This is a genomic window from Marinobacterium iners DSM 11526, assembly GCF_900107855.1.
Taxonomy (GTDB): Bacteria; Pseudomonadota; Gammaproteobacteria; order Pseudomonadales; family Balneatricaceae; genus Marinobacterium; species Marinobacterium iners.
This window is the reverse complement of record NZ_FNRJ01000013.1, coordinates 38,718-53,638: the sequence shown is the minus strand read 5'-3', so window position 1 is coordinate 53,638 and position 14,921 is coordinate 38,718. Positions and strand designations below refer to the sequence as shown.

Annotated in this window: 8 protein-coding genes and 2 tRNA genes; 5 read left to right on the top strand and 5 right to left on the bottom strand. The window is 55.8% G+C overall.

Annotated features, from left to right (window positions below; genetic code table 11):
* Positions 1-40: 40 nt before the first annotated feature.
* The 5 genes from BLV48_RS13345 to BLV48_RS13325 form a co-directional block, all read right to left on the bottom strand.
* Positions 41-116 (bottom strand) — tRNA-Asn (locus BLV48_RS13345).
* Between the two features lie 23 nt (positions 117-139).
* Positions 140-227, bottom strand: a tRNA-Ser gene (locus BLV48_RS13340).
* 78 nt (positions 228-305) lie between these two features.
* Positions 306-3,098: a bifunctional diguanylate cyclase/phosphodiesterase gene (locus tag BLV48_RS13335; RefSeq protein ID WP_091827291.1), complete on the bottom strand. Its 2,793-nt coding sequence runs from the start codon at positions 3,096-3,098 to the stop codon at positions 306-308.
* Positions 3,082-4,056, bottom strand: a complete 975-nt coding sequence (locus tag BLV48_RS13330) for an ABC transporter substrate-binding protein (protein WP_091827290.1) — start codon at positions 4,054-4,056, stop codon at positions 3,082-3,084. Before BLV48_RS13330 ends, BLV48_RS13335 begins: the two co-directional genes overlap by 17 nt.
* Positions 4,057-4,572: 516 nt before the next feature.
* Positions 4,573-5,034 (bottom strand): C40 family peptidase, encoded by a 462-nt coding sequence (locus BLV48_RS13325; RefSeq protein WP_091827289.1) that lies wholly within the window; start codon positions 5,032-5,034, stop codon positions 4,573-4,575.
* 139 nt (positions 5,035-5,173) lie between these two features.
* Between BLV48_RS13325 and BLV48_RS13320 the strand changes: the two genes are divergently transcribed.
* From BLV48_RS13320 to BLV48_RS13300, 5 genes are all read left to right on the top strand, one after another.
* On the top strand, positions 5,174-6,535 hold the full coding sequence (locus tag BLV48_RS13320; RefSeq protein ID WP_254775043.1) for a DEAD/DEAH box helicase: 1,362 nt from the start codon (positions 5,174-5,176) through the stop codon (positions 6,533-6,535).
* Positions 6,536-6,862: 327 nt separating this feature from the next.
* The gene (locus BLV48_RS13315) at positions 6,863-8,377 is read left to right on the top strand and encodes an acetyl-CoA hydrolase/transferase family protein (RefSeq protein ID WP_091827288.1); all 1,515 of its coding nucleotides are present in this window, start codon (positions 6,863-6,865) and stop codon (positions 8,375-8,377) included.
* Positions 8,378-8,688: 311 nt separating this feature from the next.
* A complete protein-coding gene (locus BLV48_RS13310) occupies positions 8,689-11,058 on the top strand; it encodes an IPTL-CTERM sorting domain-containing protein (RefSeq protein ID WP_175527676.1) in 2,370 nt (789 codons plus the stop codon).
* Positions 11,059-11,216: 158 nt separating this feature from the next.
* The gene (locus BLV48_RS13305) at positions 11,217-12,467 is read left to right on the top strand and encodes an MgtC/SapB family protein (RefSeq protein WP_091827286.1); all 1,251 of its coding nucleotides are present in this window, start codon (positions 11,217-11,219) and stop codon (positions 12,465-12,467) included.
* Between the two features lie 23 nt (positions 12,468-12,490).
* A complete protein-coding gene (locus tag BLV48_RS13300; RefSeq protein WP_091827353.1) occupies positions 12,491-14,884 on the top strand; it encodes a Lon protease family protein in 2,394 nt (797 codons plus the stop codon).
* The last annotated feature ends 37 nt before the right edge of the window (positions 14,885-14,921 follow it).

Sequence of the window (14,921 nt, the reverse complement as noted above, 5' to 3'; positions counted from 1 at the left end):
TTTGCAGTGACCATGCCAGACAGGCAAGGTCATCATGATTTGGCTCCTCGAGCTGGACTCGAACCAGCGACCAATAGATTAACAGTCTACTGCTCTACCAACTGAGCTATCGAGGAACTGTCCAAATCATCATCCTTAATGGCGGAGGGACAGGGATTCGAACCCTGGGGGCCTCTCGACCCGTCGGTTTTCAAGACCGGTGCTTTCGACCACTCAGCCATCCCTCCAAAGGATGGGCGCAGATTCTACAGCCCTGCGCCGAAGTGTCAAGCACGAAGGCTAAATTATTTTGCAAGTTACCGAATTCACTGCCTTTTTACGGCTGTATCGCCCAGATTTTCAAGCCTTCGCGGTGGAGCAAACAGATAGCCCTGCAGTTCATCGCAGGCCTGCTGCCCAAGGAATTCCGCCTGCTCGGCTGTTTCAACCCCTTCGGCCACCACCTTCAACCCCAGCGAATGGGCCAGCAGGATGATGGTTTGCACAATAATCCTGTCATCAGCATCGGTACCAATATCTCGCACGAAAGAGCGATCAATCTTGAGGTAGTCAATCGGCAAGCGCTTGAGGTACTCCAGTGATGAGTAACCGGTACCAAAGTCATCAATCGCCACTTCAACACCGAGTGCCTGCACCTCGGAGAGCTGCGCCACAGTGGTGTTGAAGCTTTCCACCAGTGCGCTCTCCGTCACTTCGATACAGAACTGCTCTGGCCCAAGGTGGTACTCTTCCAAAACCTCACGCAGTGCATCCACCCAGCTGCCACTCTGGAACTGGCGTGGCGACAGGTTGATAGCGACCTGAAGGCCTTTCAACGGCTTTTTTTGCAGGTCTCGCCCCACCTGATGCAACAGCCATACCGTCATCGACTCCAGCGCCTGGCTGGCTTCGGCAATGGGAATGAACTCGGCCGGCGATACCAGCCCCAACTCATGGCTGTGCCAGCGCATCAGCGCCTCGTAGCCGCAGACTGCTCCGCCAGACAATACCTTGGGCTGATAGACCAGATACAGCTCGTCACGCTCCAGCGCATCGTTGAGACCCACCTTGATCCGCATGTTGCGCTGGTTACGAGCATTGATTTGTGGATCGAAGAACGCGTAGCGCCCTCGACCCTGCTCTTTGGCAAAGTACATGGCGGCATCGGCATGGCCTACCAGAGTGTCCTGATCCTCACCATCACGCGGATAACTGACAATGCCGATACTGGAGCTGATGCGCACATCATGCCCTTCGACCTTGAATGGGGTTTTCAGCTGATCAATTAGTTTGTCGGCGACCGCAGCCAAGCTGTCATCCTCCCCCAGCTGTGGCAGCAGTACGGTAAACTCGTCCCCACCCAGACGGAAGGCGGTGTCGGACTCTCGCAGACAGCCTTTCAGCCGCTCAGCCACCTGACACAGCAGTTGGTCCCCTACGGCATGGCCATGGCTATCGTTGACTTCCTTGAACAGGTCCAAGTCGATGAACAATAAACCGAAAGCTTCATCGTAACGCTTGCCCCGGCGAAGCGCTTCTGACACTCGGCGCATGAACTCAGTGCGATTGTAGAGGCCGGTCAGCGTATCGTGGTAGGCAAGCTGATGCAGGTTTCGCTCTGCGTTTTTCTTTTCGGTGATGTCCTGAAAAATGCCAAAGTAACCATCCAGTTCACCCTTGCGATTGAGTATGGTGCTGATTGACAGGCGCACGGGATAGACCGTTTTGTCAGCTCGCCGGTTCCACAATTCACCGTTCCATTTGCCATTGTGCTGAATGTCCTGCCACATGTGGGCGTAGAATGCCGCGTCCTGATGCTCGGATTTCTGAATTGATGGGAGCTGCCCCAACAGTTCCTCGCGATCGTAACCGGTCATATCAAGCAACGATTGGTTCACGTCCATGATGCGATTCTCAGCATCGGTAATCATGATCCCTTCGGCTGAGTGTTCAAAAATACGCTGGGCGATACGTGCCAGATTCTCGTGGCGCTCCCGTTCGGTCACATCGGTTGCAACGGTACATAAGGCATAGGGCATGCCATCTTCCCCCATCAGGGGAAACTTGACCATAAACCAGTTGTGCATCTCCCCTTTGACCGGAAAGTTTGCCTGAAACTGCATTGCCTTGCCTGTTTGCATCACCTCGCGATCACGCTTTGCAACCTCACCTGCCCAGGGTTCGGGAACCAGATCAAACACGGTTGAGCCATTCTCGTCCGGTTTACCAAGGGTTTCGATAAACCGCTCGTTGACCATGCGGTAAACCCCCTTGGGGTCCTTGATGTACACCATGGAGGGGATAAAACGCAGGATGTTTTCCATCTGTCGATTGGCCTGCAGCAATTGCCCCCGGCTTTGCTCAAGTCGCGCCGCCATCTTGTCGATGGCCTGTCCGATCAGGCTCAACTCATCGCGCCCCTTGAGACCCGTACGCTGCCCCAGCTCATCGGAAGCCAGTGCCGCCGCCGTATTGGTGATCAACAGCAAGCGACGACTCACCGCTCGCTCAATCAACACCCATGCCAGGGTCGCCAGCAGCACCACAGCCAATGCTACCCACACAAAAAGCCGGTCCAGCCGGTGCAACAAGGGCGCCATGGAGCGCTCCAGATCCAGCTCAATCAGCACCAACCCCCAGTTATCCTGCAGAGAAGCGCTCTGATCAAAGTAAATGCAGGGCATCAAGCCATACAGGATATTTTCCCCCGCACCCTGATGTTGATATACCGGCTGTCGGGAGCTGATCGCTTGGGCAATCAGCTCTGGATCAAAATGCAGGTTAAGGCTGTTAAGGGATTTGCCCACTTGCGCAATACGACTGGATGCTATCACCTGCCCCCGGGAGTCGGTCACCAACAGGTATTTGACTTCACGATGTGCGCTGCTGGCAGCGACTTCGCGTTTTACACCTTCCAGATCGCCGTGACCCAGCATGTACTCGGTCGTACCCTGCAGTCGATTGAGCGTATAGCGCAGGCTGTCTTCCATGTTCTGATGCAGAAGCTGGCCCAGATAGGGTTTGATCAGACCAAAGGCCAGTACCAGCATCAGAAGTGCAAACAGCACGATGGTAATAGGAATGATACGCCGCAGCGGCAACTCAGTGATCAGTTTCATAGCTCGGATAATCCGCGTAGACCAGCCCTGACAGGTCAGGCAATTGTTGCATCAGTCCCTGTTCAAGCATCAGCCTTGCCAGCGCCTCTGCCTGCTTTTGCAGCTCAGGAGGCTTGCCGCTCATCAGGACTGAGGAGCGTTTCGGGCCCGGCAGTTCCAGTTGTTGCAGGCTTCTGAGTACTTCAGCGGCCGAACCACCAATGCGGGCCGTCATCACCTCGGCCGCCGGCTCTGGCGACTGGTGCAGATACTCCAACGCCCGATGCCAGGCATCTATAAGATGATGGATCTGCCTGCAGTGGGATTTCAGCAGTGACTCACGCACCACCAGCAAATCCACCACCTCTCCGGGAATCATTGAAGAGTCAAACAGTATGACCGCCCCCTGCGCCACCAGCTGTTGACGGACGGGTTCAAACGTCACCACCGCATCCACCTGCCCTTTTAGCCAAGCTTCATGGTGTTCGTTAACTTCAAGGTGAACAATCTCCACATCCGTGGCGTTCATCCCATGCAATGCAAGCGCACGTGACAGCATATAGGCACCCAGTGCAGTCGCCTCTACCCCGACGCGCTTGCCACGCAGGTCTTGTATCTGCTTAAAACCTGGACGCGCCAGAATGACATCAGCCCCGTTGGATATGTCCGCCACCTCAACAATCACCGGCCTCAGGCCTGCTTCACGCAGACTGATCACTTCATCCAGTGTCAGCGCTGCCGCGTCAATGGCACCGTTGCGGTAGGCACGCATAACCTCACTGGCAGACAGGAGTTCAACCAGCGCAACGTCATTTCCCGACAGATAGCCCTGTTCGCGTGCAAGATAAAGCGGCTCATAACCGGGCCAGAGGTTTGTGCCCAGCTTGATAGGGGATAAAGGGGGCGACAGACAGCCCGCTGTCACCAGAAAGGGGATCAGCAGTAGACACAGTGTTTGCAGTCGTCTCTTCAGCCGCATCCCGGCAACTCTTCATGACTAAATATGACGACAGTTTACCGCAACCGAGCAGCCAAGTCCTCGCTGCCGGAACCCAAACGGGATGCCCGATACCAAAGTTCCATACCCTGTGAATTACTCTACAGATCCGAGCCGAACTGCCTTTATGCATACATGTTATGCACTTAAGTATTCACAATCCACAAGCCTTTTCGATGCGGTTGATAACCTGACCCGTTTTGCTCACATATTCTGTGTAAAACCTCATGGATAAGTTCGGGACAGTGTGCAAAACAAAACAATAACTATCTGTAAATAAAAGATATTTCAAAAGCGTACAATTCTTGATCGAGATAGAGATGGTTTTCCTCAGGCCCGTTTTGTCAACCCCAATCCCGACACCAATTCCGTTAAGTTAACGCTTTATCTGAAGTAGAGCCTGATTTTTATTCACACCTCAGACAGGATCGTAAAACATTTCCCTTTGGCTTGTGCATGAAACCTGTATGGGCTGAGGATGAAAGTCCAGAACGCCCCTCAGGGACGCCGCGCCATCCACCACGCGTCTTCCCAGTATGGGTTATCCAGCCGCGAGATCATCACGCCACGACTGGTAGACGCGTGGATAAATTCGCCATTGCCGATATAGATGCCGGCATGTCGCTGCTTCCAGCCAGTCTTGAAAAATACCAGATCAGCCGGTTGCAGCTGATGCCGCTTTACCGGAGAACCTATACGGGCCTGTTTTTCGGTTGTACGGGGTAACTGGGTGCCATTTAGATCTGCATAGACCCGCTGGATAAAGCCGGAACAGTCCACACCTGAACGGTCCTGGCCACCGTAACGATAGGGGGTACCTGCCCACTGGCTGTAGTGGTCAAGGAGTTGCTGTCGCTGTGGATGATGCAGATCAGCGGGCGTATGGCCATAACGCGGAGCGCTGCTGCAGCCCGCCAGCAGCAGCGCCATGAGTGTCAGCAACGTAAATGAGCGTGGCATGACCGTCTCCTGAAGTATTCATGTTTAATGTTTAACCACTCAAGGCATTCAAGGTCAAGCCAATAACCCGCTTCAGTGCAGCTCTATCACGCGCTTTCTGCTAGTATGCTCGCAACTGATTTCAAGCGAGAAAAAACCCGTGTTTGCTGACCTGATGCTGCATGACCGCCTGCTCAAGGCGATCGATAAACTTGGCTTTACCCAACCTACAGCCGTACAGCTGGCGGCACTGCCCCCGGCACTGGAGGGCAAGGATCTGATCGTGGGCGCCGAAACCGGCAGCGGCAAAACGCTCGCCTTTGTTATCCCCATGTTGCAGCACTTTCTGGATAACCCATCGCCCAACACCGGCACCCGTGGTTTGATCCTGACCCCCACGCGCGAGCTTGCCGAGCAGGTGTGTCAAAGCGTCAAGGATCTGGCCACCTTTACCCGCGTCACCACCATGACCGTCTGTGGCGGCACCGGCTTCAAGGAGCAGGCCGCCGAGATGCGCAAGAACCCGGAAATTCTTGTGGCGACTCCAGGCCGCCTGATGGAGCACCTTGAGCGTGAAACCCTGGATTTCGGAGATCTGGAATTCCTGGTTCTGGACGAAGCCGACCGCATGCTGGACATGGGATTCCGTGATGAGGTGCTGGCGATCACCGAGATCTGCCGCAAGGATCGCCAGTCGATGGTGTTTTCCGCCACCCTGACCCACCCCGGGGTGCATGACCTGCTGCCGCGAGTGTTGAACGAGCCGGAACAGCTGCTGCTGAACACGCCGCAAAACGCGCAGGCCAACATCCAGCAGCAGATCATTCTGGCCGATGACGACAAGCACAAGGAGCGTCTGGTGGAGTGGCTGCTGGCCAACGAAACCTATGACAAGGTGATCATCTTCACTAACACCCGTGTCAAGGCGCAGTGGCTGGCCAAGAGCCTGCAGCGCCAGAACCGCCGCTCCGGAGTCCTGCACGGCGAGATGAGTCAGGATGAGCGCAAGCATGTGATGGGGCTGATGCGCAGCGGCAAGATCAATATTCTGGTTGCCACCGACGTGGCCGCCCGAGGCCTCGATATTCAGGGGCTGGACATGGTGATCAACTTCGATATGGCACGCAAGGGTGACGAACACCTGCACCGCGTCGGCCGTACCGGACGCCAGGACAAGCCGGGGTTGGCGATCTGCTTAATCGAGCATACCGAATGGAATTTGATGTCCAGCATTGAGCGTTACCTGCGCATCAAATTCGAGCGCCGCACCTTGAAAGGCGTGGAAGCCAACTACAAAGGGCCGAAGAAGCTGAAAGCCTCGGGCAAGGCTGCCGGTACCAAAAAGAAAAAGAGTGACGGCAAGGACGGCAAGAAGTCAGCCGCCAAACCCGAGGGCAAACAGCGCCTGCGTGATCGCAAACAGGTGGGCAAGCGCCGTACTACCGCAGCACCCAAGCCCCCTGCCGATTTGGCTGATGGCTTTATGCCGTTGAAGAAAAAACGTTCCGACAGCGACAGCTAATCCCGCGTTGTACTGCCACTGATGCCGGCCCGCTGCTTCCTGCAGTGACCGGCTTTCACCATCGCCTCCACCCCGACCTGTCCCCAGCGCATCATAGCTCTCACACAAAGAGCGATCGCTTTTTGTTGTCATAATCGCAACTTAATTTCGCAAAATAGACAACAATAATCACTATTTTTGCCCAATTCAGGCCATTGTTTTACAAATTTGCAACAATCAAACTACATACATTCCCGCATTCACTGCTAGAATCCGCCTCCACCAGACTGCATAAATATTAATCACTATCAGAATATGCAGGCTTGTTGACAACAAACAGGAACGACCATGTCTTCAACTTCACGAATTTTGTGTTCGCGTCTGCGTGAGCGCATCATGAGCGCCGAACAGGCTGCTGAACTGATCTCCCCCGGCGCCAACGTCGGCATGAGCGGCTTTACCGGTGCCGGTTATCCCAAGGCTGTACCCGCGGCGCTGGCCGAGCGTATTCGCCATCACAATGCCACCGGTGGTAAACCGTTTCGGATCAATGTCTGGACCGGTGCCTCCACTGCTCCCGAGTTGGATGGCGCATTGGCGGAGGTGGATGGTATCGAAATGCGGCTGCCGTTCCAGAGCGACCCGATCTGCCGCGGGCGGATCAACAGTGGCACGATGGAGTATGTGGATTACCACCTGTCTGAAGTGTCGCAATACGCCTGGTCAGGCTTTCTCGGCAAGATGGATATCGCCTTGATCGAAGTCGCCGGTATCCGCGAGGATGGCAGCCTGATCCCTTCTTCGTCCGTCGGCAACAACAAGACCTGGATCGAGCAGGCCGACAAAATCATTCTTGAGGTCAACGCCCAGCAAAACGCCAAGCTGGAAGGGATGCACGATATCTATTACGGTACCGCCCTGCCCCCCAATCGCAAACCGATCATGCTGACCCATCCGGCGGATCGCATCGGTGAAGCCTATCTGCACTGCCCTGTGGATAAAGTGATTGCAGTGGTGGAAACCTCGGCGGCGGATCGCAACTCCCCGTTCAAGGCACCGGATGCCACCTCCAGGCGGATCGCCGAGCACATTCTCGAATTCTTCCAGCGCGAGATCGAAATCGGTCGCCTGCCAAAAGAGTTGCTGCCGATTCAGTCCGGTGTGGGCAACATCCCCAATGCGGTACTGGAAGGGTTGGATGCAGGCCCGTTCAAGAACCTGACTGCCTTCACCGAAGTGATTCAGGACGGCATGCTGAAGATGCTCAAGTCCGGCACCCTGGGCGTTGCCTCGGCCACCGCCTTCTCATTGAGTCCCGACGGCATCCGCGAGTTCGATGAGAATATCGACCTGTACCGCGACAAGATCATTCTGCGCCAGCAGGACATCTCCAACCATCCGGAGCTTGCCCGTCGGCTCGGCATCATCGCCATGAACGGGCTGATCGAAGCCGATCTTTACGGCAACGTGAACTCGACCCACATCATGGGCAGCCGGATGATGAACGGTATCGGCGGTTCAGGGGATTTTGCCCGCAACGGCTATCTGTCGATCTTTGTCTCGCCCTCCACGGCCAAGGACGGCGCGATCTCCTCCATCGTGCCGATGGTGTCCCATGTGGATCACACCGAGCACGACGTGAAGATCATCGTCACCGAACAGGGTCTGGCGGATCTGCGCGGACTGTCACCCCGCCAGCGTGCCCATGCGATCATAAACAACTGTGCACATCCGGATTTCCGCGAACGCCTGCTGGACTATTTCAACCGCGCCTGTGCCAGCGGTCGCGGCATGCATACGCCACACCTGCTGGATGAAGCCCTGAGCTGGCACCAGCGCTACGAAACCGAGGGGCGGATGTAACCCACCCCTCAATCCCGATGCTCTAAGCGTTTGGCGCCCCTCCTGAGGCGCCTTTTTTATTCACGCACCCGTCGCCAGACGCCGGTAGAGGTCTGCCGGGAAGTTTTCCGCTTTCATCATCACTGGCTCCCAGACATACTCCAGCGCTTTGAAGTTCCCTTCCAATGTAAACCAACTTACTAGCCTACCGAAAGACAAGTAAGAATTTACCGTAATTACAAGTAGCAAAACGAATGTTTGAAAAACTGGTCACGATACAAACAATCATGTAGCCTCCCTATCTGTACATAATTTAGCCAATGGTGATACTTGTGAAAAAAGGGATCCTTTCACTCTCGCGATTACTTTCAGGTTTGCTGTGTTGCTTCCTGTTTACAGGTGCTTATGCGCAACAAAGTATATTTTATGAACAGGGCTTTGAAGGCAGCTCCTTTCCCCCCGAAGGATGGAGCCGAACCAGCATTATCGGCAATAATCAGTGGGAGCGATCCACAGACGAAGCACGTTTCGGGCAAGCCAGTGCTTACATAAGCTATGCCGACCCCAGTGGAGAAGACTGGTTAATTTCACCTGCATTTACCGTATCCGCAGGAGATGAACTCTCGTTTTACATACGTACAGATTTCAGTGGATACACACCTGATGAGCTCTCGGTGCGCGTCTCGAGCACGGGCACTCTGATTGCCAACTTTACAGACGAAATTCTCAACCTGAAAGAAGGCGTCAACTACCCTGCAGAGGATACGTGGGATAACCATACTCTTTCGCTCAGCGCGTATGAAGGGGAAACAATCCACATTGCTTTTCGTAATACCAACGAGAATGGAGATGGCGTGTACATTGACCAGGTTGCTCTGGGTACACGCCCTCAAGTGGATATCGAAGTGATGAGTATCGAGGTAGAAGGCCCCATCGCAGCAACCACTTTAGAGCCAAAAGTAACGGTATCGAACAGAGGTATTCAAAACCAGCCATTTACTGTGCGCCTGGAGGCGGAAGGAAACTATATCAGTACAAGAACCGTAGACGCGCTGGCTACACATGAAATGGAAACTGTCACTTTCGACTCCTGGACACCGGAACCGGGCATTAAAACCTTGACAGCCACCGTTGAACTGGCAAGTGACGAAATTTCAGATAACAACACCCTAAGCAAAGCAGTTACTGTCCTCAAAACTTTCCCCAACCAGGGCTGGGTCTCTGAAGATCCTTTACCAGGTAGCAAGTGGGCTTCGGCGGTTGTCGGTTACACAACTACCGAAGCCGGGCCAAACAACCAATTGTTGGTTCTCGCGGGTAACAATGGATCAGGCTCCACCGTTAGCGAAGTACTGTCATTCGATCCAGATACAGGCGGTTGGTCATCCCTCTCCTCAGCACCGCAAGCGGTCCAACATGCACAGGCATTTTTTTCTGGCGGCAAGATATTTCTGATCGGCGGTTACGTCGCTGCCTTTTCTCCGCTGTCAAACAACAACGTGCAGATATACGACATCGCAACTGATTCCTGGAGTACTGGCACCAATATGCCCGTTGCCGTTGGCGACTACGCAGCAGCACAGTACCAGGAATCACTGCTGTATATCATCGGTGGGTATACCGGCAACGAAGATGTCAACCATGTACAGGTATACGATACCCAGACCGATGAATGGCACATGGCAACCCCCTTCCCGGGTACCGCTGTAGCAGGCGTTCGAGGGGGCATTGCCCGAGGCAAGCTCGTGGTCGCGGGAGGATACAACCAAACAGATGGTCAGACGAAACAGGCCTATGCTGGTGAAATTGGTGCAGACTTCACGTCTATTAACTGGTCAGCCGTTCAAGACTATCCCGGAGGCTCGCTTGGAAGGCATGCTGGTGTATCGTTGAACCGGGCGTGGGATCCATATGTCTATTTCACCGGCGGAGACCCAACGGGAACAGGAAGCAGTGCAAAGGCAGACACCTGGGCCTTCAATGTCGAGACGCAGGCCTGGGAATCAGGCCCTACAAAACCGACAGCCGCAAGCAACCTGATGGGGTTTGGAACCCTGGAGGTTGATGGTGTGGCTTACCTTGCAACGGTCGGCGGATATGACGGAACCAACTTTGTGGCCGTAAATGAGTGGTTGGCATTGGGCTCTGCAGCGCCCACAACCGACTTCAGCCTTATACCCGAAGGCAATATCCATCCCATTGAAGGCCGTATCATCGGCGGAGGCGATGGATGCAATATCCAGAGCTCCGCATCGATCGCCCCAGAGGCGCTGGCCAGTGAACTCCCGGCCAATGTCAGCTTTCCCTACGACTTGCTGGAACTCAACCTTCAGTATTGTGATGACGGCGCCACAGTCACTGTAGAGCTCACGTTTCCCGAGAGCTTGGCCGAAAATAGCCAGTACTGGAAGTACGGCCTGATACCCGGCACAGAGACAGCAGAGTCCGGCTGGTACACTATTCCCCTTACCATCAACGGCAACACCGCCACTTTTGAACTTGTCGATGGCGGCCAGGGGGATAACGATGGTACGGCGAATGGCTTTATCCAAGACCCTGGTGGTATCGGCATTTTCAGTGCGAACTCGGGACCTGGCACCGGCAACTCTCCTGTCGGTATTCCCACCACACAGCATTGGATGCTGATTTTGATGTCACTGCTGCTCGGGGGGGTCGGTTTAAAGCGTCTACGTTATCGCTAGGAACACGCTGCAAAATATAACCGCGGTACATTGGTCAGGTTGTTAACCTTTCCAGACGTTGCATCGCGGCTGCCTCTGGTCACACTCCCTTTCTATTCAGGACCTGTTACCCTGTAGTGATTCAATCGGGCTGCCTTGGCAGCCCTGCAGGAGGGTACATGGACAACTCTCAACTCTTGCTGTTACTGGTGGCGCTGGCGCTGGGCATGTTGATCGGGCTGCAGCGCGGCTGGCACGAGCGCAATACACCCGCCGGCGGTCGTATTGCCGGAATCCGCACCTTCGGTCTTCTGGCCCTCAGCGGCGCACTGGCCGGAGTGCTGACAACGCCACTGGGACCCGGCATCGCCATCGCCATGGGGCTGGCAGTGACACTGCTGCTGGGGCTGGCGCACTGGCTCGATTCGAACGATGACCACGACTACGGCATGACCACCGTTGTGGCCGGGATCGTCACCTACCTGACCGGCCTGCTCACCGTACTGGGTGACCTGAGTCTGGCCGTTGCCGTGGCGGTCATCACCACCATCGTGCTGCACTTCAAGCAGACACTGCATCAGGCGCTGGAGCACCTGAGCGACAGCGAGATGCGCGGTATCCTGCAGCTGGCTCTGATCTCGGCTGTACTGCTGCCGGTACTGCCCAACCAGAGCTACGGCCCCTGGGATGCACTTAACCCCTACGAAATCTGGCTGATGGTAGTGCTGATCGCCGGTATCAGTCTGGCAGCCTACTTTGCCATGCGCCTGACCGGGCCCGACAAGGGGGTGATGATTACCAGCATTCTGGGAGGGCTGGCATCCAGTACCGCACTGACCCTGAGTCTGGCACGCATGAATGCCCGCGTGCCCATGCCTCGGCTGCTGGCCTGTGGCATTCTGCTGGCCTCGGCCATCATGTATCCACGCATTCTGCTCGAAGTGGCTGTGATCAACCCCGAGTTACTGCCGCCGCTCCTGCCTCCGATGCTGGCCATGATGCTGGCCTGCGTAATCAGCGCAGTGTGGCTCTGGATCAAACGAGAACCCTATGCAGAAGTGGATACCAGCAAGCTCTCGACACAGCCCTTCCAACTGATCCCGGCCCTTCAGTTCGGCCTTTTACTGGCGGCCATCCTGCTGATCGCTCACGGCATTCGAGAGCATATGGGCGAGCAGGGGCTGTGGCTGGTGTCTATTGTCGCCGGCCTGACCGATGTTGATGCCATCACGCTGACGCTGGCTCGCATGGCACAGGACAGCATCGGCAGCGAAACGGCCGTCACCGGAATTACCCTGGCCGCGATCACCAACACATTGGTCAAGGGTGGTCTGGCGCTGTTTGCCGGCCATGCTTCACTGTGTCGCCCGCTCTGGCCCGGCTTGCTGTTCGCAGTTGCCCTGGCACTGCTAACCTTATGGATACTCTGAATCCGCAATCAATGGATGCTGACATGCACGAGACCTTGCTGAAACCCGAACAGTTGCGCCATCGCTGTGACCTTGAAGCGCTGGGCATCACCTCAACCACCGATATCACGCCGGACTACTCGGTTCTGGGGCAATCACGGGCGCTGGACGCGATTCAGTTTGCCATCGGCATGGATCATCCCGGCTACAACATTTTTGTCAGCGGCTCTACCGGCGTCGGCAAACGGGAGCTGGTATCCCGCATCGTCAGCGCCGAGGCCGCCAGCGGTGAAGAACCGAGTGATTGTTGCTACATCCACAATTTCGACCGCCCCAACCAGCCGTTCAAACTGATCATGCCCCGAGGCATGGGGCAAAACCTGCATGAAGATCTTCGCAAGCTGATTGAAGTCCTGCTGCTGCGTGTTCCGGCGCAGTTTAAAAGTGATGAGTATCGTAACCAGCTGCAGCAACTGAACGACGAGTTTCAGGCGCGAGAGGAGCAAAACTTCAAGGCACTGGGGCAAAAGGCGCGCGAGTCCGGTATCACCCTGATGCGTACCCCCGGTGGTTATACACTGGGGCCGGTACGCGACGGCAAGCTGATGACGCCGGATCAGTTCAACCAACTGCCGAAGGAAGAGCGGGCCAGAATCAAGGCAGCGGTGGACGAGCTGAACGAGGAACTGACCGAGCTGGTGCATGAGGTTCCCAAAATGCATCAGGAACATCAGGCACGCATCCGCGAGCTGGAGCAGGAAACCACACAGGGTATCATAGACCCGGCACTGAATAATCTCCGGCAGAAATACGGCAGCCATACCGAAGTGCTCGACTTCCTCGATACCATCCATCAGGACATGATTGAGAATGTGGACGACTTTCTCCCCTCTGAAGAAGAGGAGCGTGCCCCGCTGCACAAACGTGCCCGCTCCGGTAAGTTCCGCCGCTATCAAATCAATGTGCTGGTGGGGCATGAGAAAAACGGTGGGGCGCCCGTCGTCTACGAGGACATTCCCAGCTACCAGAATCTAATCGGTCGAATTGAGTACGAAGCCCACTTCGGCACTTTGAGCACCGATTTCAGCCTGATCCAGCCCGGTGCTCTTCACCGCGCCAACGGCGGCTACCTGGTGGTGGATGCCCAGAAACTGCTCTCCTTCCCTTTTGCCTGGGAGGGCTTGAAACGTGCCCTGCGCAACCGTGAGATTCGCATCGACCCGCTGGAAAAGATGTACGGCATCAGTGGCACCCGCTCGCTGGAGCCGGAGCCGGTACCGCTCAATGTGCGCGTGGTGCTGATCGGAGACCGGCGCCTCTACTATCTGCTCAAGCATTACGATCCGGAGTTCACCACCCTGTTCAAGGTCTATGCCGACTTCGCCGAAGGCTTTGATCGTGACCGCGAGAACCTGCAGGGCTATATCGGCCTGATCGCCATGCTGGTACGTGAAGAGGGTCTGACGCATTTTGACCGCAGTGCGCTGGAAGCGGTGATCGAGCACAGCTCGCGCCAGATGGACGACAGCGAAAAGCTGTCGCTTAACCGCGGGCAACTGATCGACCTGCTGCGCGAGTCCAGTTTCTGGGCCTTGCGCCAGGGCGCATCACAGACCGGTCGCAGCCATGTGCAGAAAGCGATTGAGCAGCAGCGCTACCGCAGCAGCCAGTATTCCGAACTGCTGCAACAGCAGATCGAACGCGGTACCCTGATCGTCAACACCAGCGGCAGCGCCGTTGGGCAAGCAAACGGATTGTCGGTATTCCAGCTGGGCGATCAACGCTTCGGCAAACCCAGTCGAATATCGGCCACCGCCAGAATGGGTACGGGGCGCATGCTGGACATCGAGCGTGAAATCAAGCTGGGGGGGCCGCTACACTCCAAGGGGGTGATGATCCTCGGGGCTTGCATCGGTGCCCGTTATGCCCGTAACCAGCCGCTTTCACTCAACGCCAGTCTGGTGTTCGAACAGTCCTATGGCCCGGTGGATGGCGACAGTGCTTCAGCCATCGAGCTTTGCGTGCTGTTGTCCGCCATCACAGGTTTACCGCTGAAACAGAGTTTTGCCGTTACCGGCTCGATCAACCAGCATGGTGAAATTCAGGCAATTGGCGGCGTCAACGAAAAAATCGAAGGCTTCTTTGAGCTGTGTTGCTCCCGTGGGCTGGATGGCAGTCATGGCGTCATCATTCCGGCCAGTAACGAGCCACATCTGATCCTGAGTGAAGAAGTAGTGGATGCCTGTCGCGAAGGGCAGTTTTCCATTCACGCTGTCAGCCAGTTGGATCAGCTGATTGAACTGCTGTTCGGACGAGAAGCCGGGGCTGCCGACCGTGACGGGCGTTACCCACCCTCTACGGTAAACGGCATGGTGCAGCTGCAACTGTCGGACTGGGCAGAACAGGCGCGCAAGCTCGCCGCCAAGGGAGATGACTAGTCTTGTAAACCTTTCACTCACGCCACAGGCAGGAGGA